A 26,211-nucleotide genomic window follows, 5' to 3' on the forward strand; every position below is an offset into this window, starting at 1 on the left:
GATATAGATCATGATGAAAAGCCCTGAATAAGGGCTTTTCATCATTCGAAGAGGTGGTTTCGTTGGAAAAATTAAATATTAGAAAAAGAGATAAGTTGAAAAAGTTTTTTAGAGAACAAAATTATTTAGCGGTGTTACTCGGATTTGCGTTATTGTTTATTAACATATTACTGCTAACAAAAATTTCTTTTGTGTTTACTCCGTTTATCGTCTTTTTAAAAACAATTTTCTTCCCCGTATTATTAGCGGGTGTACTATTTTATATTTTGCATCCATTCGTTTCGCTTTTAGAAAAGAAAGGTGTTTCAAGAATCGTATCAATAGCCTCAATATACTTAATAGTAATTGGATTATTTGTGTTTTTAGTTTTAACGGTTATTCCTATTATTAAAGATCAAATTGATGCATTAATTGATAACTTACCGTATTTCGGTCATGAGATTGAACGAGCAGCACGTAGATTCGGGGAAAGTAATTTACTCGGTAAAATCCAGGAGAATTTAAATATTAATGTTGCGAATATGGTAAAAGAATATACAGTTGATTTTACAAAGTCATTATCATCAGTAACTGGGAATGTAACTGGATTTTTGAGTACTGTTACAGAGGTTGTTTTAACATTTGTAATGGTTCCATTTATATTGTTCTATCTTTTAAAAGATGGTGAGCAATTACCGAATCACTTTTTAAAGTTCATTTCAGAGCAAAGACAACCAGCAGCAATGAGAATACTAGATGATATGCATTATGCGATTAGTTCGTACATTAGGGGGCAAATTATAGTTAGCTTGTTTATCGGTATTATGCTATTAATTGGTTACCTTATTATCGGTATTAAATATGCAGTACTACTCGCAATTTTAGCGATGATTGTAAATATCGTTCCGTACGTAGGACCAATTATCGCCATTACACCAGCGTTAATTATTGCGTTTATTGATTCACCAGGGATGGTTTTAAAGGTAATTATTGTAATGATGGTTGTACAATTAGCAGAAGGTAAATTTATTTCTCCGCAAGTCATGGGGAAAAAGCTAGATATTCACCCGATTACAATTATATTTATCATTTTAACTGCCGGAAACTTATTCGGGATTATGGGCATTATTTTAGCCATTCCAGGATATGCGATATTAAAAGTGCTAGTTACGCACGGTTATAGATTTGTTAAGTTGAATACGTGAAAAAAAGAGCTAAAACAGTGGGAACTGTTTTAGCTCTTTTTTATTAACAATTCATTTGCATATTGGCGCGCCCATTGATCCGCTTCTAATATAGCATCTAGTGAAGGATCTTTTACGTTATGATGAGCTTCAACTGTTTTGTAAATTGTTTTTTCAATATCGAAAAAGGCAATTTCATTTTTTAAGAATAGTGCATTCGCAATTTCATTTGCTGCATTTAATACAGCGGGAGTAGTACCACCGATTTTGCCACATTCATATGCGTATTGTAGACAAGGGAACTTCTCTAAATCTGGTTTTTCAAAATGTAAACTACCGATTTCTAATAAATTTAATTTTTCATAGGAAGAAGGTAGCCGAGTAGGATAGTGAAACGCATATTGAATCGGCATTCTCATATCAGGAGCACCGAGCTGTGCCATAACTGATCCATCAATAAATTCTACTAAAGAATGAATGATACTTTCTTTATGAATCATTACATCAATTTTTTCATATGGAATATCAAATAGCCATCTCGCTTCCATTACTTCGAATCCTTTATTCATTAATGTGGCAGAATCAATCGTTAGTTTTGCACCCATTAACCAGTTTGGATGTTTTAAAGCGTCCTTAGCTTGTAATGTTTGCATTTCTTCACGTGTTTTATCACGAAAAGCACCACCGGAAGCTGTTACAATTAACTTCTCAATCTCTTTATTATTTTCGCCGTTTAAACATTGGAAAATAGCTGAATGCTCACTATCTACTGGAATTAAGCGACATCCGTTTTGTTTCGCTAGTTCAGTTACGATATGTCCAGCTGCAACCAAAGTTTCTTTATTAGCAATAGCGATATCTTTCTTCGCTTTTAATGCTTCAATTGTTGGGAGTAATCCTGAAACACCTACAACAGAGCTTAATACAAGATTTGCATCAGGGTGAGTAGCTACTGCAATTAAGCCATCAGTCCCGTGTGTGATTTTTGTATTTGCTGAAATACGCGTACGAAGCTTGTCTGCTAAGTCTTTTGTCGCAACGCTTACAATACGAGGTTGAAACGTTTTGATTTGTTGCTCAAGAAGATCGATATTATAATTTGCGGTTAAACCGACGATTTTAAAATGTTCAGGATGAGCTGAAACGACATCTAATGCAGATGTGCCGATGGATCCTGTTGAACCTAAAATGGATATATATTTTACCATGAAAAAACCTCCAAAGTTGTTTCGAATATTTCTACAAACCTATATAACATTAGACAATTGAAGTGGAAATTCCTGCTATATAAAATAGAGAATTTTGGTTTGTTTAGAAGTGAAATGTGATAAACTGTAAAAAATAACGAAAAAGCAATGAAAGAGAAGAGTACATATTCGAAACTTTTTAGAGAGCTGATGTGTGGTGGAAATCAGTAAGGGATGAATATGGAATGGGCTCTGGAGCTTCTAACTGAAATGAGTAGGTAAAGACGGTTACTTCACGTTAAGAAGTTGAAGTGAGCTATAATGATAGCTAATTAAGGTGGTACCGCGGGAGTCTCTCGTCCTTTTTTAAGGATGAGAGGCTCTTTTTATTTTGAGAAAGGAGGAGTTAGTGTGAGTGAGAAAATAATGTTAACAGGAATTAAGCCGACAGGTTATCCGCATTTAGGAAATTATATTGGTGCGATTAAACCTGCATTACAAATGTCAAAGAATAATGAAGGAAAAGCATTGTACTTTATAGCTGATTATCATGCATTAAATGCTGTTCATGATCCAGAGAAGTTCAGCAGTTATACGAAAGAGGTAGCAGCTACGTGGTTATCGCTTGGACTTGGGGAAGATGTTGTTTTTTATCGGCAAACAGAAGTATCGGAGATTCTAGAATTAGCTTGGATTTTAGCTTGCCTAACTCCGAAAGGTCTTATGAACCGTGCTCATGCGTATAAAGCGAAGGTGGAGCAAAATAAAGAAGCAGGGTTAGAGGTCGATGCGGGAGTGAATATGGGGTTATACACGTACCCGATTTTAATGGCAGCTGACATATTATTATTTCAAGCTACTCATGTACCAGTTGGAAAAGACCAAATTCAGCATATTGAAATTGCGCGTGATATTGCGACGTATTTTAATCATACATTTGGCACGACATTTACACTTCCAGAGTATGTCATACAAGAAGAAGGAGCTATTTTACCTGGTCTTGACGGAAGGAAGATGAGTAAAAGTTACGGAAATGTGATCCCATTATTTGCAGAGCAAGAAAAACTACGAAAGTTAATATTTAAAATCAAAACAGATTCTTCACTTCCAAATGAACCGAAAGAACTAGAAACCTTATTTACAATTTATAAAGAATTTGCGACAGAAGACGAAGTACAGTCATTACGTAAAAAATATGAGACTGGAATCGGATGGGGCGATGTGAAAAAAGAGTTGTTTCGCGTTGTAGATCGTGAGTTAGCTGGACCTCGTGAGAAATACACTATGTATATGAATGAACCGAATTTATTATATGAAGCGTTAGAAAAAGGTGCTGAGCGAGCAAGAAAAATCGCGAAGGTAAATTTAGTAGAAATTAAAAAACGGATTGGATTTGAGAGGGGGCGCTGAGCGTTCCCTCGTTTTTCGATATAAATTATTCTTCATATTGATACGTAGAGCAAGGAGTTCGCACTTCTTTTCCGAACTTATTAGTTGCATATATTAAAAAGTATGCTAATATAGGGTTACTTATTAAACGTGTTTAATAAGTTTAATTAAAGGCACTTATTAAAGATGTTTAATAAGTGCATTCCATATAATAAAAAGGAGAGGATTGTATGAAAACGGAGAAAGAAAAGATGGTGGCAGGAGAAATGTATATTGCGGATGCCGAGGAATTGGTGGCTGATAGGGTGGAGGCAAAACGTTTAACACGCCTTTATAACGAGGCGATGGAGACAGGAGATGAGAGGCGTTTTACGTTATTAAATCAGCTTTTAGGTTCTTCAACTGATGGGAAAGCACAAATTAATCCTGATTTTCGTTGTGATTACGGCTACAATATTCATGTTGGAAAGAGCTTTTTCGCAAATTTCAATTGTGTGATTTTGGACGTTTGTGAAGTTCGAATCGGTGATAATTGTATGTTTGCACCTGGTGTTCACATTTATACTGCTACTCATCCATTACATCCGGTGGAACGAAACTCTGGCAAAGAATATGGAAAACCGGTAAAGATAGGTAACAATGTTTGGGTTGGCGGAGGCGCTATTATTAACCCTGGTATTTCAATTGGAGATAATGTTGTAATTGCTTCAGGGGCAGTTGTGACAAAAGATGTACCTAATAATGTAGTTGTTGGTGGTAACCCAGCTAAAGTTATTAAAACGATAGAAGAGTAAAAGGTGTTTTCATTAGAGTATAAATTATCGTATAGACAATTTGAAAGGTGTTTCATATGAAGAAAGATTTTGCGGAAAATGATACAAAGACGCTACTTGCCTCTCGAAATGCTCTATTCCTCTTATTTGCTTTGCCAGGTGTGGCATTTGCTACATGGATTTCTAGAACAGCAGCTACTCGAGATATTTTAGCAGTGTCAAATGCAGAAATGGGCTGGATTTTGTTCGGATTATCTGTCGGTTCAATAATTGGTTTACTGAGTGCAAGTTATTTTATTGACGGTAAGGGAGCTAGAGACGTTATTATAGGCAGTATGTTTTTTATGATTGTTGGATTGCTTTGTTTAGGTATTACTATTTATTTTGTTTCTAGTATGGGGGCTTTTGGTAGCTTACTAGTATTTGGAGTAGGATATGGATTAGCAGAAGTCGCATTGAATGTAGAAGGTTCTGCCATTGAGCAGAAATTAGGAACAACTCTTCTTCCGAAATTCCATGGCTTTTTTAGTATAGGAACTTTAGTAGGCGCGCTCAGTGGTTCTGCCGCCATCTCGCTTCACATCCCAATTCTGTATCAATTTCTTGCGATTTCGGTCATGTTTGTATTACTTGTATGTATGTTGTATCGTTTTCTTCCGCATGGGACAGGAAAGAAGGAGAAATCGCGAAACAAAAAGCGAGCGAAGCATACTTCTTTACGGATGGAAAAAAAGGTGCTTTTACTTGGTCTTTTTGTGCTTGGAATGGCATTTGCAGAAGGAAGTGCAAATGATTGGTTACCTATTGTGATGGTAGATGGACATGAGCAAAGTGTAGTGACAGGTTCTATTATGTACACTATTTTTGTATTGGCAATGACATTAGCTCGAATGTGCAGTAGTTATTTTCTTGATCGATTCGGTCGTGTCGCGGTTATGCGTGCTACTATTATGATGGCGATTATAGGAATGACAATCGTCATATTTGGGAGTAACTCATATTTTCTAGCAATTGGTGTAGTACTGTGGGGGATTGGTGCCGCGTTAGGTTTCCCGATTGGGCTTTCTGCTGCTGGAGATGACAGTGAAAATGCGACTTCTAATGTTGCTGCAGTTTCTATCATCGGTTTTACAGCGTTTTTAGTCGGACCACCATTTTTAGGAATACTTGGAGAAGCATTCGGAATACGTAATGCTTTGCTAGCTGTTTTATTATTTGTTATCTTGTCTGGAATTGTATCGTCTGTTACGAGAGAGAATGCATCGAGTTAAATACGGAGTGCCGCTAGTAGAAATATATCATCTCTATTGCTTTAGAAAATGATGTATGATATATTGTCAACGCAACTTATTAAAAGGGTTTAATAAGTATGTTGATTAAGGTGGTGAGCGATTTGAGTGAACAATTTGTTACTCAAAAATCGATTAAAGAGACAATCCTTCGCGGTATTCGTACAGTTCTTCTAGAGCGAGGTAGTGCAACGAAAGTTGAGCTTAGTAATACATTAGAAATTAGTTTTCCAACGATAAGTAAATTTATAGAAAAAATGAAACAAGACGGTGAAGTCACTTTAGCTGGTTTAGATGATTCAAGTGGTGGAAGAAGAGCGAAACGATATGAATATAATCCAGAATATATGTTAGGTTTAGCGATATTTTTAGAAAAAAATGAAACAAACTATAAAATTTTCAACTGTTTAGGGGAAGTAAAAGAACAAGGAAGTACTTCAAGTATGTTAATTGATACGGGCGTAAATCTATTATCTAAACATATTGAAGGTCTTATCGCTACATTCCCGAAAATAAGCTCTATATCAATTGGTGTGCCTGGTTCGGTTGATAATGGTCGTATTTTTTATATTCCTGGATATGAAAAGTTCCAAAATTTTAATTTGAAAAGTCATTTGGAGGAACAGTTTTCTATACCAGTAGTAATAGAAAACGATATGAATGCCGCAGTGCTTGGTTATTATAAAAACACTGGAAACTATGATAATTCCTCTCTTGTATATTTGTATTCAGGTCAAAATGGTCCGGGTGCAGGTATTATGATTAATGGAGATGTCGTAAGAGGAAGTACTTTTTTCTCAGGAGAGATATCTTTCGTTCCGCAGTATGATAATAAAAATTTCTTACAAGCTTTGAGAAGCGAAGATTCGAATAATCCAGAGGCATATAATATAGATGCTATTACTCGTTTAATAGCTACATGTATAGCTATTATTAACCCTCATGGATTCATCTTCTGTGATGATGAAGTGAACCAAATTGTAATAGATCAGATTGTAAAAAGTTGTCCGCAGTACATTCCGGCAGAACATATTCCGAAAATAACAGTGAGCAACTGGAAAGAAGATTATTTATATGGGTTAAAAAGCCTTGGACTTGATCTTATGATTACGAGAACAAATAAAGAAAATTAAATGTACTGGCAATGAAGCATCCAATTGCCAGTTGAATAACATAAAAGAAAAGGTGTCGATTATGAAAATTGAACATGTAGCAATTTGGGTGAATGATTTAGAAAGAATGCGTGATTTTTATAAACAGTACTTCGGTGGTGAAGAAAATAGCTTATATCATAATCCGAAAAAGCAGTTTGAATCTTATTTCATAACTTTTGAAGGCGATGCGCGTCTAGAACTTATGAAGCAGGTAGGGATAGACGAGAAAGTACAAACACAAACAATAGGATATGCGCATATTGCTTTTTCAGTAGATAGTAAAGAAAAAGTGAACGAATTAACTAATACATTAAGAGAAGCAGGATACTCAGTGTTAAACGGGCCGCGTACTACAGGGGATGGTTATTATGAAAGTGTAGTAAGTGATCCTGAAGGAAATCAGATTGAGATAACAATCTAACATTATATTTACTAATAATTGATAAAAAATAAAATTTTGTTGTTCCCCCAAATGTGTATGAGAAACCTATTATTTCTGCAGAAAGGGGGACATAACGTTGAGTGAAATCATTTTTATTTTCTGTATATATCCATTGCTTGTTTGTATTGTTTCAATAGCTGGAGCATATAAAGTAGGTACATTTTATGTGATGCCAATAGTAACATTTCTTATTTTTCTTATATTAAATGTTACAGTGCACGATCCAGCATTTTTCTTTTGGGTGGGCATGTATACTATTCTTTCATTTATTGTTTCTTATATAACTATCCTTTTTATAAAGGGATATAAAGTTGTAAAAAGAGAGCGTTAATATCATTTTGGGAAAATAGGGATTTACGGTGAACGATAACAACCTCATTTCACGTTGTAATGACGGGAAATGAGGTTGTTTGATTTCTATTTTTTATTGGAGTGATGAAAATCGCGAAGAATCTTCTCAATGACTGGATGAAGAGTACTAGGTAACTCATCAAGCGGAAAGAAACGTAATTCTTTTGACTCAGTTTTATCACATACAAGCTCCCCATAAAATTCTCGGCAAATATAAACAACGAGTACACCGTGTACTTGATCGCCATTTGGATAGATTTGAAAGAAATCTGGCCCTGAGTATGTACGGAATAGTTCTGGATTTTTAATAATAAGTCCAGTTTCTTCAAACACTTCTCGTTTTAAAGCATCTTCTAACGTTTCGTTATATTCTAAGGCACCGCCAATAATGCCCCAGCAGTTAAAATCTGTACGGAGCTGCAGCAATACTTCATCTTTTTCATTTAATATAATGGCGTGTGATCCTATTAGAATAAGTGGATGATTTCCTACTAGATTTCTCATATCTTCAATATAACCCATGTTTTGACTCCTTGTTTTTAATAGTAATTAGGAAGTTCTTTTAACATTCTTTCTGTTTTACGTGCTGTAAAGGCTAAGTTATGGTCATCTTTCGTTCTAAAAAATAATGTGCGTAAAAAGGTTTTAATATTAGCACATAAAATACAATACTCATTAAGCGAAAGGCGTTTTCTAATTTGAGGAAGCCTTTTTATTTTTTTTTGAATAATAGAAATTAACTCGTTTTGAGGAAAATCATGATACAGCATTGCTAGTAATGGAGTAACGATGCGCTCATCTTCGTTATTATGAAAAAGGTCAGATGGAATAAAGATTTTATTTAATAAACAATGAATTAATTCTTCGTACCATTCAAAAGTGGTATACGTATTATGAACAATTTCAGTAAAAGCATCAGATACGTGAGCAAGACAATGAGCCCATCCTTTATTTTCGATATAGCCCCGAAAATCTGTTTCTAAGTTTGTGTAAGTAATGAGTTTATTTTTTATTTCTTCGATATCCTCCTCTGTACAAAAGTAGTGCGAATTAGCGAATTGGAGTATTAACGCAATTAACGAAACAGTGTAAGAACGTGTGAAAACCCCATCTGTATGTGGGGAGTAAATGTCACAATATAAATACTCATCACTTAAACAAGTTTGCAATAGTAATTTCAGTTGATCATCCATAAGGAATTCATGATGAATGAAATGCGCAAAACATTTATATATAAGTTGGTAACGAACGTAGCTATCAGTCGTTCCGATATACTGAAGCATGTTCAAAGTTAACTCATTTACGTCTATATGTTGCAGTTGCGTGTAGTCATTTTGTTGTATAAGCTCTAACTGTTGTTGCAATGCTGTAATATCCACTGGAGAACCTCCTCCGCACTTTAAAGATGCGATCTTTTCTAGTATTCTATATATTCAAGGACAATCCTGCTCATGCAAGGAGAACGATTAGAAATTCGAGTATGATATAGATGAGGGAAGAATATGACGACGATAGAACAGTTAGAAAAACATTTTAAAATAAGAAGAAGTGCTTCTTCTATTATGATAAAAGAAAATAATGCAGAGATTTTTACAGAAGAGCAATTAGAGGAAATGATGCAATATTGCGTTGCTGAAGCTAAAAAAGATGGATTAGAAAAACTACATTTTGAAATCTCTTCAAAAAGTCCAAATTATGATGTGTATAAAAAATGTTTTGAAACGTATTCATTTGAATATGTTACGGAAAACATGATTGTATTTAAAGATATATACGAAGTAGAAGATGTAGAAAGTGAAATTGATTTTAAGCTTATTGAAGAAGTAGGAGAGGATACTTTTTATTCTTTTTGGAACGAAATGACGGAAGAACAAGTCGACTATAATCAATTTGTACATATGATGGAACAAGAAATTGGTGAGCAATGGAAAGAACATTGTTTAACAGCAGTTGCAAGCGAAGAGCCAATAGGAATTGTAATCCCGCATATTGAGAAAGGTACGTTAGAAGAAGGGAAACTTATGTATTTCGTAATGGCTCCAAATATGCGAAATAAAGGGTACGAAGCAACATTCTTTACAGGTGCAATGTTTGTCTTAAAGGAAATAGGTGCATCTTATTATATTGGCGAGACAAATGTACAAAATGAGTGGATGAAGGATGTTTTTGAAAAGAATGGATGTCAGTTGCTGAGTTGTACTGAGCGATATGTGAGGGAGTTTTAAAGGATGAATGATGTACTCTCTCGAACTCATTTAGCGGGAGGGGTATATATGTTAAAACAATCCATACATTCATTCGTTTTACTGTATCCAAATGTGTTGTTAGAAGGATGGGAAATTGAAAAAGTTTCAGAACGTTTTGAAGGTGAAAAGTGGGAAACTGTTTGGTTTCAGATTGATACTCCAACCGGAATGTTTCGGGTAAAAGAGTTTTTTCTCGATATAATGGAGCCAGTATTCCCTGATAGTTGTATTTCTCAGGCGAAAGGATATTGCTTTCAATATAAAGGGCTTGTGTATTGGAAAGGTATAAATTACAAGGGGAAAGAAAGTTATGTTACATCTAAATGGAAAACACAAATTGAAATTTCTATTGATCGTGGATATATAAACAAAGATGAAATGGAAAGATTTCTATTCGGGTTGCAACCAGTAAATATGGAGTTTGCGAAAACGATATTACATACACCATTTCACCTATTGAGCTTTCAAGCAAAAAGAGATGGAATTGGTGAGATAGGAAGATGTCGAGGGTGGAGTGCTCCAAATGATGTATCATATTCGAACTTGCCAATTCATGGAAAGGTAAGTTGGAAGCTCGAATCGGTCGGATTAGGGAATGATGAAACGCAGTATGTATACTGGGACGAAAGTAATAAACTATATGCACTTTGGGTTTGTAGACATAAAAACAAATCGTGTTATCCTGTTTCTTCATGGACAAAGAACTATGGTGTTAAACAGATTATAAATGGATTAGATTTTTATTCGCATAGAGAGCGGGGAACAGTTGTATATCAGGATTTAGGTAGGGAACAAATCGCATACGTATTTCGAGGGAATCCGTGTACAAATTTTGAACAAGTAAAAGAACTTTTCGCCTGTTTGTAAGATAAAAAGAAAAATGAGAACGACAAAATAGATATTCCTATAATACAATAGAGTAAGATTCAATTATACGAGAAAGCGTTGGTGAAAGAATGGAGCAGCAAAGAAATTGGCTACAAGCAACTGTAGAAAGAAATGAAGATAATACGTTACAAATAAAGTGGGAAAATAATATAGAAGAAGTTCGCATTTACTGGAGTACTTCGCCAGATCATATTGAAGAAAATGGAGAATTACTTACAACTGTAAATGGAGAATTATCATATACAATTGAAAACCCGAGTGAAAATGAACGTCCATATTTTAAATTAGTAGGAAGTAATGGACAAGCAGTAACAGTAGCTGAGCGTAGACTGCCATTACAAGGCGCGTTTAACTTCCGTGATATGGGAGGGTATGAAACGACAGAAGGCCGTAAAGTAAAATGGGGTAAATTATATCGTTCTGAAGAATTAGCAGGGCTAACTGAATGGGATATTGCCTATTTACAAAAGTCTGGCTTAAAGTTAATTTGCGATTACCGTACAGACTTTGAAGTGAAGCATAAGCCGAATCCAGAAATTACGGGTGCTCGTCAAGTGTGCTTACCAGTTATGCAAGACTTAGCGAAAGATCTAAATATAAATGAATTTTTCCAAGTTGGTGACCTTTCTATGTTAGGAAAACCAGGTGAGTATCTTGTGAAAATGAATCAAGATTTCGTAAGTGGTAACGAGGCATTCGTGAGCTTCTTAAACTTAGCGCAAAACCCGGAAAACTTACCATTAGTAAACCACTGCACAGCTGGAAAAGATCGTACTGGATTTGGTTCAGCATTATTACTACTTTTACTAGGTGTACCAGAAAAAACAGTAATGGAAGACTACTTACTAAGTAACGGATTCCGTGAAAAGCTAAATGAAAAAATGATGGCCTTTTTAGGTGCGAAATTACAAAACGATGAGAGCAGAGCGATATTAGGTGCAATGTTTGAAGCACGTGCTGAATACTTGCAAGCTGCGATTGGTGAAATTCAAAAGCAATACGGATCAGTTGAAGCATACGCTGAAAGGGCTCTTGGCTTTACGAAAGAGTCGTTAGAGGAAATGAAAGAGTTATTACTAGAAGACTAATAAGTAAAAGGAGGCTGAGCGGATTAGCCTCCTTTTACTATTGTTGCTATAATTTTGTTAATGAGGATGTTGTGCACCGAGGAGAAAATGGATGAAAAGAACTTAAGAATCGGGGGATAAAATGATTTATACACGTGTAAAAGCAGAGGGGTTAAGAGAAAAGCTGGCAACAATACTAAGTCAAGAGTATAAGGAACTAGCTATTCAAGATTTAAAGGTGATTGGAACGGGAGTGCAAAATATTGTTTTTCAAGGAGATTCAGAAAAGGGGTCTTTAGTATTTCGAGTACCGTGGGAAAGAGAAGTGGAAAATATAAATGAAGACTTATTTAACAGTCGGATTTCGTTGCAAAAGGAAGCGGAGCTGTCTAAGTATTGTCATTCAAAAGGTATTCCAGTACCAAGGATACACGGATTGCATCTTTCAACCGAACTTGATTTTTTAATTTCGGATTGTGTGTATGCTGATCATATGCCAATTTCGCATGCAAAATAGGGGAGTTAGTGAGCAAGCTTCATAGTATGCCAATTGATGGTTTGTATTACAAATAAAATATTAGAGAGCCCATTAGTAAGTATATAGCAGAACGAATTGTGAAACGGATAGAAGGGTTTAATACAATCACGAACTGTAAAATTAATCTTCCGGATACAAAAACAATTGAATATATTCTTAGTACAGCAGATTATGTAAAATGTTTATTACATATGGACATTCGACCAGCCAATTTAATCGGGTATAATGGAGAAGTTAAAGCAATAGTTGATTGGGATAACGCTTTAATTGGTCATCCATTACTGGAGCTTATGAGAATAGCTGAAACAAATGAGGTTAGTTGGGATGAATTTAAAGATGGATATAAGAATGATAGTATCTTTAATGTTACTCCTCATATTGTTAGTTTATTTTATAGACTAGATACAGCAGTCATGCTAGCAAACTTATTTATAGCACATTTGAAAATAAAAGATAAAGGTGTATTCTATAAAGAGCGGGTTAAAGCGCTTCATCACGAAATATATAAAAATTTATAAGCAATGAGAACGAAGCTTTTAAAATAGGAATTGAGGAGAACATCATGAAATACAAAGTTATATTATTCGACGTAGATGATACATTATTAGATTTCCCTGAAACGGAAAGACACGCATTACATAATGCGTTTGTACAGTTTGGCATGCCTACAGGGTATAATGATCATCTTGCAAGTTATAAAGAGATTAGTAATGGATTATGGAGAGATTTAGAAAATAAAATGATTACGCTAAGTGAATTAGCCGTAGAGCGATTTAGACAATTATTTGCACTTCATAATATAGACGTAGATGCGCAGCAATTTAGTGATGTATACCTTGAAAATTTAGGGAAGGAAGTACATCTTATAGAAGGCGCAGTACAATTATGTGAAAATCTACAAGATTGCAAGTTAGGTATTATTACGAATGGATATACGAAGGTGCAACAATCAAGAATCGGAAATTCGCCTTTATGTAATTTCTTTGATCATATTATTATTTCTGAAGAAGTTGGTCATCAAAAACCAGCACGTGAGATTTTTGATTATGCGTTTGAAAAGTTTGGGATTACAGATAAATCAAGCGTACTCATGGTTGGAGATTCGTTAACTTCTGATATGAAAGGCGGAGAAGATTACGGCATTGATACGTGTTGGTATAATCCAAGTTTGAAAGAGAATAAGACGAGTGTTAATCCGACTTATGAAGTGGAGGGTCTTCTACAAATTTTAGAAATTGTAGAAGTGGCTGAAGAAAAGGTAGCTTCATTTTAATTGTGCTGATATTTGTCGAAAAATCGATATATTGAAAAAATCGTTGATATATTGTAAGTTGCGATAGATATATTTGAAAAATCGCTCATATAAATTCATATACTAAGATATAGAACAAAAAAATAGAGCTACTATACAAGGTCATTCACGTGTTATAATGCGTGAATTAAATATGCGTATATAAATAGTTTCCTAGCGTGATGCGATGTCATGTATGATTAGTGTAACAACTAGAGGTGAATAAAGGATGTTAACGTTTTTATTTGAGTTAGACAAGAATCTCCCGCAGAAGGATGAGCCACGGTATGTTGCTTATACAAATGGTTTTATCGAAGGGGATTTAACAATTTGTATGGGTGACAGAGTATTTTTTCAAAAATCATGTATGAAGGTTGCAGAGCTGGGCATTTATTTAGGTCAGTGGATGGAACAAGTTCAACACGGGCAAAACGTGCCTATGAAATATGAAACGGCTGACCGTGAAGAGGTAATTCTTGGTTTCTTCTATGAAGAGGATCATAATCAATGGAATGTTTTTTCCAGCTGGCAAGAATTTGAACTTCAAGAGCGTATAGCTACTACAACATTAATAGAGAGTGTTCAACGCTATTTGTATGAGCTAAATAAAGAACTGCGCATGATAGAATATCCTGTGACGTTTGATCAGTACTTAAGAGGAGAGCGAATGATGCAGCTCTCTTACAAACGACCGTGTGATAGCAAAGCAGATACGACGCCGGTAGAGGTTTATAATGGAAGCGAGCAAGTAGGCGTAGTAAGGGGCTATTATAAAAATACGCTGATGAGAGTGCTGGATTTTATTCCGAAAATTGGTAGTAATATCATTTATGAAATAAAGGATATTAAGAACAATATTCGCGTCATTGCAAAGGATGTAAGTAGGCAGCGCCAAAGAAAGATTTTAGTAACGTACATCGATAATAATGATGCAGAGCATGAAATACTTGTATGTGACGGAAAGTTATTGGATGCAAATTTTATATTTACCTTTACATATAAGGCAGAAGAATATGTTGTTCATAAAACTTCATTTGGAATGGGAAAATTATTACGAAAAGGCTATTTAATCGCAGATTGGAATATTCGTCTTGAGGAAGATATGTATTACATCGAGATGAATGCATATGATGGAGATTACATGGAGGATCAATACTTACTATTAGGCGTATTTCATGCGGTTTTATATGGATAATCTATGAGAAATACCGTCATTCTTCTTGGAAAGAATGACGGTATTTTTTATTTATCCTCAAAAATAAAAATCTCATCAATCGTACTATGAAGTGCCTTCGCTATATCGTGAGCGAGTTGCAATGAAGGATTATACTTACCTTTTTCAAGGTGGCTAATTGTTTCACGGCGTACACCAACTTGCTTCGCTAAATCTTCTTGTGTCATGTTCAATTTGGCACGGTATTCTTTTATTCTCGTTACGAACGCCATGGTGCATCTTCCATTTCATCAATTGGTTTATCGAAAAAGAACATAGAAAAACCGAATGTAAGAATGAGTGTGCCGAAAATAAGAGCGATATCAATCTCTTGTAGCGTAGAGTTTGGAAATAACATTTCAATAAATATAATGATAGCAGTAGTTAGTAATGTAACGATAAATGCATTGCGGCACGATTTATTGACAATTTGTTCAAACAGTTCATCGTGTTGAACTGTTCTATACGATGTGAAAAAGGAGAAGAAACAGAACATAGTAAACAATCCTTTTTCATAAAAAAAACCGAGGAAACCGAAGAAACCGAGAAACCCTAAATATTTTATCCAAGTTGTTTTCATGATAGTTCCTCCTTATAGTGTTAGAAATAAATCACGTTATGTTATAAATATATCACATATGGATAGGAATGGTAATAATAGTTTTCCAGTTTTCTTCATAATAATAGTAAAAAGAGGAAATATGCTGCGAAATAAAGAGGATAATATTGTAAAATGGTTGTAAGGAGGGGGAGGAAGAAATGCTAACTTGGATCATGATCGTTGTATTACTTGTAGTGATTACTGTCATTGCGACGGTTTTAATTGGGCGGAATGGTGATGCAAATTATAGCAAAGCGACAAAGGGGAATATTAAACGCTTAACAATGATTTATATTATACTAGCTGTCATTTTAGTTGTTGGATTAGGGGTGTATATTTATTTTAAAGGTTAAATATACTGAAAAATGTAAAAATCTTAAAATAGAACTATGCTATAATATCAATATAGTTATTTGGTAATTAAGGAAAGGATTGGATGGAATGATTGAAATTACGAATGTGTCAAAAAGTTATAATGGGTCTACCTATGCAGTAAAAGACTTAAGTTTATCTGTACCTAGCGGCGAAATCTTTGGATTTTTAGGACCAAATGGTGCGGGTAAATCAACGACAATTAAGATGATTACTGGTATTCACGGGGTGGACAAAGGGACTATTACGATTAATGGAAAAAATATTATGGAAGAGCCGATGGAAGCGAAGAAGACGTTTGGTTATGTACCAGATAGTCCAGATATGTTTTTACGATTAAAAGGAATTGAATATTTAAACTTTATGGCCGATATGTATGAAGTGCCAAAAGAAGTACGACAAGAACGAATAGAGTCTTTAGCGAAGAAGTTTGATCTTTATAATGCTTTATCTGATCAAATTCAAAGTTATTCGCACGGTATGAGACAAAAAATCGTTATTATTGGTGTGCTCGTACATGAGCCAGATGTATGGATTTTAGATGAACCATTAACTGGGCTTGATCCGAAATCTGCATATATTTTAAAAGAAATGATGAGAGAGCATGCGGATAAAGGAAAGATTGTATTTTTCTCTACACACGTATTAGAAGTAGCGGAAAAAATATGTGACCGGGTTGCTATTATTAATAAGGGGAATTTGCAGTTTAAAGGAAATTTAGATGAAATGAGAGATCATTTTAAATCCAATGAATCACTTGAAAAAATGTTCTTGGAGATGACGGGCAATGAGTAAAATTTGGACGTTAACGAAGGTACTATTAAAGTTAAATTACGCAGATTTTATAGCAGATAAGAAGAAGCGATGGGCGTATTTATTTTCATTTGCAGCTATTTTATTTGTTGGATTTTTAATATTTGGTTCGATGACGCACGGAATGTATGAAGGTCTGAAACAATTAGGGAAAGGGCCGGGAATGATTATTGCAATGGGACTTGCGATTGCGAGTATATGGGTATTTTTAATGAGTATAACGAACATTTTAACTGTATTTTACTACAGCAATGATATTGAAATGTTACTGCCGTTACCATTAAAACCAGCGCAAATTATTTCGGCAAAATTTTTAACGGTATTAATTACACAATACGTAATGAGTTCATTCATTTTATTACCAATCTTCATTACGTACGGTTTAAAAAGTGGCGCATTTATTACATATTACATATATATGATTTTTATTTACTTACTCTTCCCAATCGTGCCGTTAGTATTAGCTTCGTTACTGATGACAATTATTATGAGGTATACAAATATAGCGAAAAATAAAGATCGAGGAAATATATTTATTGGAATCGTAAGTATATTATTTATTGTAGGAATTAACGTATTTATGCAGTGGAGAAATAAAAGTGCGTTTTCTGGAGATGGGGCTGCGGAATACCTTGTAAATAATCAATCTTCTCTTTTAGTACAAATGACAAATTATTTTCCAACTACATATTTTGGAGCAGTGGCATTAGTAGAAAATGCAAATTGGAAGGGACCTTTATATGTAATAATCTTTGCAGTTATTTCATTTGTCTTCTTTGTGTTGTTTTATTACATAGCAGAGCGTACATATTTAAAAGGGGTTATTGGACTTTCAACGAGTACAGCAAAGAAACAAGTTATTTCGGCGGAAGGTTTACAGAAATCAACAGTACAAAGTTCGCATTTAAAAGCGTATGTGAAAAAAGAATTTAAAACGTTATTCCGTACACCACAATTTTTCTTGAATTGCATTGTACAAACTTTCGTTATGCCAATTATGTTGTTCTTTATTTTATTTGTGCAAGATGGAAATTTAAAGTTTATTACAGAGTATATTAACAATCCAGAGACAACGGGATTTGCAATTGGTGTTGGCCTTTGTGCATCGTTATTTTTAATGGGTAGTAACGTCATTGCAACAACGTCATTTTCGCGAGATGGAAGCTCTTGGTTTGTGAATCGTTATTTACCAGTAAAGGCTTCGGATATCTTTTTTGCGAAAGCAATCACTGCTTGGTTAATTAATGTAATCATTTTAGCAGTATTCGGTATTACGATGGCAGTTGTAGCTGGGATTTCTCCAGTTTTTATGATACTGTGGTTTTTACTAAGTGCGAACGGGTTGTTATTAATTAATTTAATCGGAACACGCTGGGACGCGCAAACTGCAGATATTCATTGGGATACAGAACAGAAATTATTTAAAAGTCGATATACAACTTTATGGAATTTTTTAGCTAATATTTTAATAGCTTTAATTATTGTGGGTGGAGTAAGTGTATTATACTTCTTCCTTCAAGTAGGACTTTGGGTTATGTTTATCGTTTTATTTATAATGTTTACGATTGTAAACTATATCTTTATTAAAATGTTAAAATTAGGTGCTGAACGTATACTGTCAAATATTCAATAAGAAGATAGATCCTCTGTATTCATGCAGGGGATCTACGTATAGATGGAGGAGAAAAAGGTGAAGAGAATAGCAATTGTAACAGGGGCAACTCGTCTGAATGGAATTGGTGCAGCTGTATGCAAGGTGCTTGCTCAAAAGGGGATAGACATTTTTTTCACGTACTGGCCAAAGTATGATAAAGCGATGCCATGGGGAATGAGTGATCAAGAACCCTTTTTGCTGAAAAAGGAGATTGAAAGTTACGGTGTTCGATGTGAAATGGCAGAAATCAATTTATCGCAGTCTTATTCGCCAACTCGTTTGTTTTATATGGTATCAGAACGGTTAGGTGATCCATCTATTCTAATTAATAATGCAGTGTATTCTACTCATACGAGAATTGAGGAATTAGATGTAGAGCAGTTGGATAAACATTATACAGTTAATGTTCGGGCTACTATGTTATTAAGTTCATTGTTTATAAAACATTATTCACTTAAAACGAGCGGGAGTATTATTAATCTTACTTCAGGACAGTCAGTAGGTCCAATGCCAGATGAACTAGCATATGCAGCAACGAAAGGGGCAATTGAAGCATTTACAAAGTCAGTGGCACCAGTAGCGATGGAGAAGGGGATTACAGTGAATGCTGTAGATCCAGGACCGACGAATACAGGATGGATTACAGAGGAGCTGAAGCATCATTTAGTATGGAAGTTCCCGCAAGGTAAAGTAGGAGAACCGGTGGATGCTGCGCGCTTAATTTCTTTTTTAGTAAGTGAAGAAGCGAAATGGGTTACTGGGCAAGTCATTCACTCGAATGGTGGTTATTCATAAAAATATTATGTTAACAAATGTTGAGAAACAAAAAAAGAAAGAAAATTTTTTTTGTATAAATAAAATGTCAAGAAAGATAAAAATTTGATAGAAGAGTATATCGTCATATGAAGATAGTAATTCTTAATGTGACAATATACTCTTTTTCTTTTACTTGCGAGCAGAAAAATGAAGTAGAAGAAACTCGAATATTAAAATAAGTTTATCAGTTTTTGTACGTATTATTATGAAGATTACTGTCGGAAAGAAGATAATTCGTATGAAAAGGGATTTTTTAAGGGGAAATCGAATCGTAAAGGGGAGGATAAATTATGTAAAACATAGGGGGATTTATATGAAAATGAAAAAGGTCGCTATCGCATCGATAACAATTGGTACAATGCTTACTATGGCAGCTTGTAGTCCTTCAGCAGATAAAGAAACGGAAAAGAAAGAGCAAGTAACTGCGCAAAAGGATGGAGAAGCAAAAACGACAAGTGCAGATGAAGCGTCAAAAACAACGAAAGATACTGAAAAAGAAACAAATACTTCTTCAAATGAAAAAACAGATAAGGATGCAAAAAATACGAAAGAATCATCAGGAACAGAAAGTAACGGTAAAACGTCAACTCAAAATGAGAATGGAAAAACAAAAGAAAAAGAAACGACAGGAAAAACGAATGATCAAACGACTAGCGGGAAAACAACAGATCAAAGCACAAGTACTAGCACAAACAATAACGGAAAGACAACGAAAGATCCGAAGAAAAGTGTTGCTGTGAAAACGAATGTTAAAGAAGTTGTAGCATTAATTGATAGCTTGGACAAGCAGTTAGCTGCTAATCCGAAATTGGAAACAGTGAATAAGCTTGGCAAACAAATTAATGAAAAGTGGGATGTGATTGAAAAAGAGCTAGAGGCATCACATCCGACGGATTCTAAAACAATCGGTCAAAGTATGTATCCGTTAATTGTAGGAGCGGAGAAAGAAAAAATCGATATTAATAAAATGAAATCTTTAACGACGAAAACGAAAAAAGATTTAAATCAGTTATTGACGAAACTTTCGTAGTTTCAAAAGCCTACTCGTGTGAGTAGGCCTTTTTTGGTTGTTATACTGTGCATAGTATAACTTATTTATTTTCATTTTCAATTACGATACGAAAAGAACTGAATGCTTGTTGACTGACATAATCTTCTTCGCTAACTTTATAAGGAAATGGAAAAGCGACGAGTTGAAAATTACTTTCCTGATCCACTGAAGGCAATATGAAATTAAAGATTTGCCTCGTTTCAGGTGCAACCTTAGTATAAACGACTTTTCTATTGTTAAATATTTCAACTTGTTTCCAATCTTTAAAAGCCACGATTGCGTAAGTCATTTCATCTTTTGTTTCATTGCCGTTTGATAAGGTTAATTGCTTGCCTTCCTTTTCAAAGAAGACAGTTTGTAAGTTCTCTTCACGGTTTGTAACAAATAATGGTTCGTAAAGACCATCTTTTAAAATAGCATCTGGATCTATAAGGGAGAGTTTTATTTTTTCTCTTTCTTTCTGAAGAGGATGCATTGAGTATCGCATACTTAGAATATCTTCTAAAATGGCTGCTTTATTTAAGTTATTATCTTTTAATTTGTATTCAGGTTTTTTAATTATTAAAAAGGTTAATTCACTTGCATTAGGAGAAGTGTGTAAAGAGATTTTCGTAGTCATTGAACTGTTTGGCTTCATATCAAAAAAATAGTGTGATATTTCATTAGTAGTATCTTCTATTTTAAAAGGTTTTTGTTCGTAATCTTCTAGAACAATTAATCCATATTTTCGGTTTTCGTTAATAGTATGTACGAATGATAATGATACATTAATTTTATTATCCTCACTAGTAATTGTGCTACCGTTGTTAATATGTTGGCCTTGATTATCCTTCAATCCGTAAGAAATAGTATTGGTTTGTTGCTCTCTCTTATTTTCTTTAGAAGGTGGATGAGGTTGTATGATTGAAGTATTGAACAAAATATAAATTGTAAGTAATGAAATGAGTAAAACACCGATAATAATATATATTTGTTTCATAAATAGCACCTCAATATATGTAAAGTATTAGAGAAAAAAGATATGCAAGATGCATATCTTTTTTCTCTTTCTTACCAGAAGGCTTTTGTTTCGTGATTCACATCATTATAACCACTTAATTTATAGGTATGATTACCGATAGCGTAATCATCTCCATAATAAACGCTTGTGTTGGTCGCTGTAGCACTGACAAAGGATGATTTTTTTGCACTATTACTTTTCGTATTTACTAATGAGCCATCGCCATTGAAAGTTCTTGCTTTTGCATAAACATAGTCTTCGGTCGTAGTTGATTTCGATTTAGCAACTGCATATGGGTTATCAAAAAAGGGAGTATATACGCTAATGTTAGAGTCATTCTTAGGTGCAGCTGCAACAGTCAAACTAGGAACACTAGATGTTTTTGTTGATTGAATTGTATCAAAGTCAACTAAAACCGGCTGCTTGTCTACAGTATCGACCTCTGAAGCACTTGCGTTATTAGTAAAACCAAAACCTAAAACCGCTAACCCTAAAGTTGTCACCGATAAAGATTTTTTCAAATTCACTAATTTTCCCACCTTTTTTAAATTTTTGAGTTCGAACTCAATTCATACAATATATGAAAATTTCGAAACTCTCAATGGTTTATCCCATACTTAACTTTTCTTTTACTTTCGATTCAACATGTCTTCATTTGCAAAAAAGCGAATATATCTTCTAATGCTTAGCCAGCAAGGGATACAGGTTTAACTTTATGAAATTCGTGTAAATTTAAATCTATTCATGTCATTATCTCTGTTATTTTTAAGTTCATATGGGAAACTTATTAAAAAAAGGATGGTGACAAAAATGACAATCGATCGAATTTGTACAATTGGACCCGCAAGTAATAATAAAGAAACGTTAGCACAGTTAATAAAGAATGGTATGAAAATTGTTCGACTGAATTTATCGCATGGCACGCATGAAAGTCATAAAGACATCATTCGTTTAGTGAAATCATTAGATGACTCTATTAAATTTTTGGGTGATGTACAAGGACCTAAAATAAGATTAGGTGAAGTGAAGGGAGAGCAAATTACACTTCAGGCAGGAGATTCTTTTATTTTACATACAAAACCAGTTACAGGGAGTAATACAGAAGCAAGTGTTGATTATGAAGGAATTGCGAATGATGTGAAAATAGACAGTAGAATTTTGATTAATGATGGAGAAGTTGAATTAATTGTTGAAAAGATAAGTACGGACAAAATAGAAACAAAGGTTAAAACAGGTGGCAATATCTCATCTCATAAAGGAGTTAATTTACCAGGTGCGGTTGTTCGTTTACCAGCTATTACAGAGAAAGATAAAAAAGATATTCAGTTTCTTTTAGAAGAGAATGTTGATTTTATCGCATGTTCTTTCGTAAGAAAACCTAGTCATATAAAAGAAATACGAGATTTTATACAACAGTATAAAGAAACTTCACCTAATGTAATTGCAAAAATAGAAACGATGGAAGCAATCGAGAATTTTCAAGATATATGTAAAGAAGCAGATGGAATTATGATTGCAAGGGGCGATTTAGGAGTAGAGTTACCTTATCAATGCATTCCGCTTTTACAGAAAATGATGATTCAGGAATGTAATCGAACGAATACATATGTCATTACAGCAACACAAATGCTTCAATCTATGGTAGATCATTCTATTCCAACAAGAGCAGAGGTGACTGATGTGTTTCAAGCTGTACTGGACGGGACGAATGCAGTTATGCTTTCAGCTGAAAGTGCATCAGGAGAACATCCAATCGAAAGTGTGAGAACATTACGTCTCGTTTCAGAATTTGCGGAGCATGTTAAAAAAGATGGACCTTTTGCGATGAAAGATGTACTGGAGTTACTGCATAAATCACTGAATGAGTGATGAATAAAAAAAAGAGGGTGGATATGCATCCCCCTCGTGTTTACTCTTGTTCTTGTTCATCTAAAATCTTATCAAAAGCAGCAGATACTTTATCAAACTCTTCATCATTTTCAATGTATGAAAACTCATTATCTTCTTCTACTTTTAAAAAGAAAATATCAATGTCTTCCTCAGTTTCTGTTTGGATATCTTCAACAAAGGCAACTGCAATATACTCTGCACCTTCGACATCCATCGCTCCAAGTACTTCTACTTCTTGCTCTTCGTTATTCTCATCACTAAGAGTAAACACTTCGCCAACTTCAATATCAGACATATTCATTCTCCTCCTGTTCGACTCTAAAAATAGAGCACTCAAACTGTATACATACTAACATATCTTTCCATGAAAAACCAAATTCATACGTAAGAAAACAACTGATTCTTTTTTAGTATGAGTATACAGCTATTAGGAGCATTATTTGTCTGTGCTATATTACTTAATCCATTCAACAATTGTATCCATAGTCTGTCTTGTTTTGTCACGCTTTGGCTCTTCTTTACGGTAACCAAAGGCAACCATAACTGATACTTCAAGATTATCGCCTTGTATAATGCCTTCTTGACGAAGTAAAGAATCTACTTCCTCTTTATCAAACCCTTCTATTGGACAAGAATCAATACCGATTTGAGCTGCGCTCGTCATCATATTACCTAAAGCGATATAAGTTTGTTTAGATGCCCAATCAAATACAGCACGATCGGATTGTAATAAGTTAAAATCTGATTCCTGGAACTTTTTGAAGAATTCATATCTAATTTTTTGAGTGTCTTCAGGCAATCCAATAATATCGTTCATCATATATTTAATATACTCTGCATCATAGTGCATATCTTTAATGTTTCTTGAAAGAACAATAACAAAATGACTAGCTGTTGCAAGTTGCCCACCAGCGCCCCATGAATACGGTTGTAGTTTTTCTCTTAATTCTTTATTTTGTACGACAATAAATTTCCAAGGCTCATATCCAAAAGAAGAAGGAGATAATCTGCCTGTTTCTAAAATGAATTTGAAATCCTCTTCTGAAATTTTGTGCATAGGATCGAATTCTTTACATGCATGTCTGAAATGAAAAGCCTCCATAATTTTTTCTTTTGTAATTTGATTTATATTTGTCATAAAAGTTCCTCTTTTCATGAATTTATTTTTGTAAGTAAATTATATTTTTAAAGTAACATAGATACAAGTACGCACATTTATGTGGTATAGTATCAAAAAAGATACTAATGTTAAGGGAAGGGATTTATTATGGATTGTCCAAACGAAAATAATATAAATTACCCATTTTTAAATAAATATTCTTGTCCAGTTGAAGCTATGGTTGAGGTGATTGGAGGGAAATGGAAAGGGGTAATTTTGTATCATTTATTAGATGGTACAAAGCGGTTTAATGAATTAAAAAGATTAAAACCAAATATCACACAAAGAATGTTAACACTGCAGCTGAGAGAACTTGAAGCAGATGGCATCATACATCGCGAAGTATACCGTGAAGTGCCGCCAAAAGTAGAATATTCATTAACTGAGCTTGGTGAATCACTACGTCCAGTGATTCTATTAATGATGGAATGGGCAACTCATAATATGGAGAAGGTTTTGGAGAGTAGGAATACGAAAGATAATAATTAAGAGTTGAAATTGGTATAGACGAGATATGTGAAATAGTTGTAGAAATAAAAGGTGTTTCCATACGTGAAAACACCTTTTATTTCTATATTTTTACTTTTTAACTTCAACTGCTGAAGTTGGAAAGTTATTTAAGTTTGCAATTTGACCATACCAATCAGCATGTTTAAAAACAACACCTTTTCCATATCCTTCAGTTGAAGTACGTTCCCATAGCGTTGTTGAATAGCTAGCAGTAGGGGATGCTGTACGTACAGAAACAATTTGATTTTGCCAACTAGCAGACAAGTTTTTATAACCGCTACTTACAGAAAAATACTCGCTACCTTGATTTGTGCGTTTATAGAAGTCTGTACTACCAGGTCCGCTTCCTCCAACACCAAGGGGAGTGATTGAATTATTCAACCTTTGTTTATCTTTTTCAATAAAAGACTCTAAACTTTCTTTGCTCGAAAATCCATAAGATAACCAGTCTCCATTTTGATTTTGTTTCGGTAGAACTAACGTTATTTTTACGTCTTCCTTTAATGGAGCACTCAATTTGTTAAACGAATCAACAGTTTTTTCATCTACAGTTACATATTCGAAAGAGGAAATCGTATAATCTTTTTCGGTACTAGCTGATACTAATCCCACTCCTCCAGTTAACGACGAAACAGTTAATAATGCACCTGCTACCAACTTTTTCAGCATGGATTCATCTCCTTAAAACTTAGATTTTTTACATAACTAAAATGTATGTTAATTTGAATGTATTATAAATATTTAGAAAATTGTAAAATTAAACAGAATATTCTTTTATTAGTCTTGAGTAAGGAAAGTAATTAAAAATGAAAAAAGGTTTACTTAAAAAGTAAATCCTTTTTGCCGACCTATCTCAAAACTCTATGGATTAAAGTTTCATTTTATCCATCTATGAATCATACACTTCTTTTGCATTCATAGAAACAGCATCTAATAAAAGAAAAATGGCTGCTATAATATGTAGAAGGATTTCTATATAAGGAAAGAAGGCAACTAGAGTAACGATAATACCTATATAATGAGCGTACGTATTCATCCCTGCTTTTTTAGCTAATAAAATAGTAGTGATATGTAAAGCAATCAATAGTAGTAAAGGTAATCCATCTAGGTTAACAAGACTTGGAAATAAATAATAACAAGGAAGTAATAAAAGATGAGAGATCCCTGTAGTCCACTTTAGTGCTTGGATGTAGGTTTTCAAAGTTAATCCTCCTAATATAATTTACATCTATATATTACCAAAAATAATAGGTAATTGGATATTGTGTATTTGTAGTTTTGAGTGGATTATAATTATTTTATGTAAACTAATTATTGGTATCTATAAAATAAAAAAACCACCCAAACGAGGGTG

Annotated in this window: 30 protein-coding genes, 1 pseudogene and 1 other annotated feature; of the genes and pseudogenes, 20 read left to right on the forward strand and 11 right to left on the reverse strand. The window is 34.1% G+C overall.

Annotated features, from left to right (window positions below):
* The first annotated feature begins 62 nt into the window (after positions 1 to 62).
* Entirely contained in the window at positions 63 to 1,184 is a 1,122-nt protein-coding gene (locus ACTJJY_RS16830; RefSeq protein WP_213744330.1) for an AI-2E family transporter, read from the forward strand.
* A 29-nt stretch (positions 1,185 to 1,213) separates the two neighbouring features.
* On the opposite strand, the gene ACTJJY_RS16835 is transcribed toward ACTJJY_RS16830, so the two are convergent.
* Positions 1,214 to 2,371 (reverse strand): 1-deoxy-D-xylulose-5-phosphate reductoisomerase, encoded by a 1,158-nt coding sequence (locus ACTJJY_RS16835; protein ID WP_213744331.1) that lies wholly within the window; start codon positions 2,369 to 2,371, stop codon positions 1,214 to 1,216.
* A 138-nt stretch (positions 2,372 to 2,509) separates the two neighbouring features.
* Positions 2,510 to 2,717: a binding site (T-box leader), on the forward strand.
* 44 nt (positions 2,718 to 2,761) lie between these two features.
* On the opposite strand from ACTJJY_RS16835, the gene ACTJJY_RS16840 reads away from it, so the two are divergent.
* The 6 genes from ACTJJY_RS16840 (at position 2,762) to ACTJJY_RS16865 (ending at position 7,728) form a co-directional block, all read left to right on the forward strand.
* Positions 2,762 to 3,760 carry a tryptophan--tRNA ligase gene (locus ACTJJY_RS16840; protein ID WP_440606058.1) on the forward strand — a complete coding sequence of 333 codons (999 nt, stop codon included), beginning with the start codon at positions 2,762 to 2,764 and terminating at the stop codon, positions 3,758 to 3,760.
* A 209-nt stretch (positions 3,761 to 3,969) separates the two neighbouring features.
* Entirely contained in the window at positions 3,970 to 4,533 is a 564-nt protein-coding gene (locus ACTJJY_RS16845; protein WP_440606059.1) for a maltose O-acetyltransferase, read from the forward strand.
* 56 nt (positions 4,534 to 4,589) lie between these two features.
* Positions 4,590 to 5,783 carry an MFS transporter gene (locus tag ACTJJY_RS16850; RefSeq protein WP_153592826.1) on the forward strand — a complete coding sequence of 398 codons (1,194 nt, stop codon included), beginning with the start codon at positions 4,590 to 4,592 and terminating at the stop codon, positions 5,781 to 5,783.
* A gap of 122 nt (positions 5,784 to 5,905) precedes the next feature.
* Positions 5,906 to 6,934: an ROK family protein gene (locus tag ACTJJY_RS16855; protein ID WP_440606060.1), complete on the forward strand. Its 1,029-nt coding sequence runs from the start codon at positions 5,906 to 5,908 to the stop codon at positions 6,932 to 6,934.
* A 61-nt stretch (positions 6,935 to 6,995) separates the two neighbouring features.
* Positions 6,996 to 7,376 (forward strand): VOC family protein, encoded by a 381-nt coding sequence (locus ACTJJY_RS16860; RefSeq protein WP_440606061.1) that lies wholly within the window; start codon positions 6,996 to 6,998, stop codon positions 7,374 to 7,376.
* Positions 7,377 to 7,473: 97 nt separating this feature from the next.
* Positions 7,474 to 7,728, forward strand: a complete 255-nt coding sequence (locus ACTJJY_RS16865) for a YbeF family protein (protein WP_440606062.1) — start codon at positions 7,474 to 7,476, stop codon at positions 7,726 to 7,728.
* 86 nt (positions 7,729 to 7,814) lie between these two features.
* Here ACTJJY_RS16865 and ACTJJY_RS16870 read toward each other — a convergent pair whose 3' ends face one another.
* Positions 7,815 to 8,270: an NUDIX hydrolase gene (locus ACTJJY_RS16870; RefSeq protein WP_440606063.1), complete on the reverse strand. Its 456-nt coding sequence runs from the start codon at positions 8,268 to 8,270 to the stop codon at positions 7,815 to 7,817.
* 17 nt (positions 8,271 to 8,287) lie between these two features.
* On the reverse strand, positions 8,288 to 9,127 hold the full coding sequence (locus ACTJJY_RS16875; RefSeq protein WP_053563955.1) for a DUF2785 domain-containing protein: 840 nt from the start codon (positions 9,125 to 9,127) through the stop codon (positions 8,288 to 8,290).
* A 123-nt stretch (positions 9,128 to 9,250) separates the two neighbouring features.
* On the opposite strand from ACTJJY_RS16875, the gene ACTJJY_RS16880 reads away from it, so the two are divergent.
* The 6 genes and pseudogenes from ACTJJY_RS16880 (at position 9,251) to ACTJJY_RS16905 (ending at position 14,973) form a co-directional block, all read left to right on the forward strand.
* Positions 9,251 to 9,973, forward strand: a complete 723-nt coding sequence (locus ACTJJY_RS16880; RefSeq protein ID WP_440606064.1) for a GNAT family N-acetyltransferase — start codon at positions 9,251 to 9,253, stop codon at positions 9,971 to 9,973.
* 3 nt (positions 9,974 to 9,976) lie between these two features.
* Positions 9,977 to 10,861 (forward strand): hypothetical protein, encoded by an 885-nt coding sequence (locus tag ACTJJY_RS16885; protein ID WP_440606065.1) that lies wholly within the window; start codon positions 9,977 to 9,979, stop codon positions 10,859 to 10,861.
* An 89-nt stretch (positions 10,862 to 10,950) separates the two neighbouring features.
* On the forward strand, positions 10,951 to 11,970 hold the full coding sequence (locus tag ACTJJY_RS16890; protein WP_440606066.1) for a tyrosine-protein phosphatase: 1,020 nt from the start codon (positions 10,951 to 10,953) through the stop codon (positions 11,968 to 11,970).
* 121 nt (positions 11,971 to 12,091) lie between these two features.
* Positions 12,092 to 13,005: pseudogene (locus tag ACTJJY_RS16895) on the forward strand (phosphotransferase family protein).
* 44 nt (positions 13,006 to 13,049) lie between these two features.
* Entirely contained in the window at positions 13,050 to 13,760 is a 711-nt protein-coding gene (locus ACTJJY_RS16900; RefSeq protein ID WP_213744337.1) for a YjjG family noncanonical pyrimidine nucleotidase, read from the forward strand.
* Between the two features lie 247 nt (positions 13,761 to 14,007).
* Positions 14,008 to 14,973, forward strand: a complete 966-nt coding sequence (locus ACTJJY_RS16905; RefSeq protein ID WP_440606067.1) for a tubby C-terminal domain-like protein — start codon at positions 14,008 to 14,010, stop codon at positions 14,971 to 14,973.
* A gap of 47 nt (positions 14,974 to 15,020) precedes the next feature.
* Here the strand turns inward: ACTJJY_RS16905 and ACTJJY_RS16910 are convergent, their stop codons facing one another.
* Together ACTJJY_RS16910 and ACTJJY_RS16915 are read right to left on the reverse strand one after the other, a co-directional pair.
* Positions 15,021 to 15,224, reverse strand: a complete 204-nt coding sequence (locus ACTJJY_RS16910) for a helix-turn-helix transcriptional regulator (RefSeq protein WP_000896321.1) — start codon at positions 15,222 to 15,224, stop codon at positions 15,021 to 15,023.
* Positions 15,212 to 15,571, reverse strand: coding sequence for a DUF3796 domain-containing protein (locus ACTJJY_RS16915; RefSeq protein ID WP_440606068.1), 360 nt, complete (start codon positions 15,569 to 15,571; stop codon positions 15,212 to 15,214). The genes ACTJJY_RS16910 and ACTJJY_RS16915 overlap by 13 nt, the downstream gene beginning before the upstream one ends.
* Before the next feature lie 179 nt (positions 15,572 to 15,750).
* Here ACTJJY_RS16915 and ACTJJY_RS16920 point away from each other — a divergent pair, with 179 nt between their 5' ends.
* The 5 genes from ACTJJY_RS16920 (at position 15,751) to ACTJJY_RS16940 (ending at position 20,277) form a co-directional block, all read left to right on the forward strand.
* Entirely contained in the window at positions 15,751 to 15,945 is a 195-nt protein-coding gene (locus ACTJJY_RS16920) for a hypothetical protein (RefSeq protein WP_440606069.1), read from the forward strand.
* An 88-nt stretch (positions 15,946 to 16,033) separates the two neighbouring features.
* Positions 16,034 to 16,759, forward strand: coding sequence for an ABC transporter ATP-binding protein (locus ACTJJY_RS16925; protein WP_000570204.1), 726 nt, complete (start codon positions 16,034 to 16,036; stop codon positions 16,757 to 16,759).
* Positions 16,752 to 18,410, forward strand: a complete 1,659-nt coding sequence (locus ACTJJY_RS16930) for a putative ABC transporter permease subunit (RefSeq protein WP_440606070.1) — start codon at positions 16,752 to 16,754, stop codon at positions 18,408 to 18,410. Before ACTJJY_RS16925 ends, ACTJJY_RS16930 begins: the two co-directional genes overlap by 8 nt.
* A gap of 57 nt (positions 18,411 to 18,467) precedes the next feature.
* Complete coding sequence (locus ACTJJY_RS16935) at positions 18,468 to 19,226, forward strand: SDR family oxidoreductase (protein ID WP_440606071.1); 759 nt, start codon at positions 18,468 to 18,470, stop codon at positions 19,224 to 19,226.
* 334 nt (positions 19,227 to 19,560) lie between these two features.
* Positions 19,561 to 20,277 (forward strand): hypothetical protein, encoded by a 717-nt coding sequence (locus ACTJJY_RS16940; protein WP_440606072.1) that lies wholly within the window; start codon positions 19,561 to 19,563, stop codon positions 20,275 to 20,277.
* A 61-nt stretch (positions 20,278 to 20,338) separates the two neighbouring features.
* On the opposite strand, the gene ACTJJY_RS16945 is transcribed toward ACTJJY_RS16940, so the two are convergent.
* Positions 20,339 to 21,277 carry a hypothetical protein gene (locus ACTJJY_RS16945; RefSeq protein WP_440606073.1) on the reverse strand — a complete coding sequence of 313 codons (939 nt, stop codon included), beginning with the start codon at positions 21,275 to 21,277 and terminating at the stop codon, positions 20,339 to 20,341.
* 71 nt (positions 21,278 to 21,348) lie between these two features.
* Positions 21,349 to 21,825, reverse strand: a complete 477-nt coding sequence (locus ACTJJY_RS16950; protein ID WP_440606074.1) for a XoxI protein — start codon at positions 21,823 to 21,825, stop codon at positions 21,349 to 21,351.
* Between the two features lie 283 nt (positions 21,826 to 22,108).
* Between ACTJJY_RS16950 and ACTJJY_RS16955 the strand changes: the two genes are divergently transcribed.
* Complete coding sequence (locus ACTJJY_RS16955; RefSeq protein ID WP_440606075.1) at positions 22,109 to 23,167, forward strand: pyruvate kinase; 1,059 nt, start codon at positions 22,109 to 22,111, stop codon at positions 23,165 to 23,167.
* Between the two features lie 40 nt (positions 23,168 to 23,207).
* Here ACTJJY_RS16955 and ACTJJY_RS16960 read toward each other — a convergent pair whose 3' ends face one another.
* Together ACTJJY_RS16960 and ACTJJY_RS16965 are read right to left on the reverse strand one after the other, a co-directional pair.
* Positions 23,208 to 23,489 (reverse strand): DUF1292 domain-containing protein, encoded by a 282-nt coding sequence (locus tag ACTJJY_RS16960; protein WP_025118598.1) that lies wholly within the window; start codon positions 23,487 to 23,489, stop codon positions 23,208 to 23,210.
* Positions 23,490 to 23,642: 153 nt separating this feature from the next.
* The gene (locus tag ACTJJY_RS16965) at positions 23,643 to 24,326 is read right to left on the reverse strand and encodes an NAD(P)H-dependent oxidoreductase (RefSeq protein WP_440606076.1); all 684 of its coding nucleotides are present in this window, start codon (positions 24,324 to 24,326) and stop codon (positions 23,643 to 23,645) included.
* 129 nt (positions 24,327 to 24,455) lie between these two features.
* Here ACTJJY_RS16965 and ACTJJY_RS16970 point away from each other — a divergent pair, with 129 nt between their 5' ends.
* A complete protein-coding gene (locus ACTJJY_RS16970) occupies positions 24,456 to 24,836 on the forward strand; it encodes a winged helix-turn-helix transcriptional regulator (protein WP_069355954.1) in 381 nt (126 codons plus the stop codon).
* A gap of 90 nt (positions 24,837 to 24,926) precedes the next feature.
* On the opposite strand, the gene ACTJJY_RS16975 is transcribed toward ACTJJY_RS16970, so the two are convergent.
* Positions 24,927 to 25,526: a hypothetical protein gene (locus ACTJJY_RS16975; RefSeq protein WP_440606077.1), complete on the reverse strand. Its 600-nt coding sequence runs from the start codon at positions 25,524 to 25,526 to the stop codon at positions 24,927 to 24,929.
* A gap of 220 nt (positions 25,527 to 25,746) precedes the next feature.
* Complete coding sequence (locus ACTJJY_RS16980; RefSeq protein ID WP_440606078.1) at positions 25,747 to 26,058, reverse strand: hypothetical protein; 312 nt, start codon at positions 26,056 to 26,058, stop codon at positions 25,747 to 25,749.
* Between the last annotated feature and the right edge of the window lie 153 nt (positions 26,059 to 26,211).

Origin of the sequence: Bacillus sp. 22475 (assembly GCF_052044835.1) — a bacterium.
GTDB lineage: Bacteria > Bacillota > Bacilli > Bacillales > Bacillaceae_G > Bacillus_A > Bacillus_A cereus.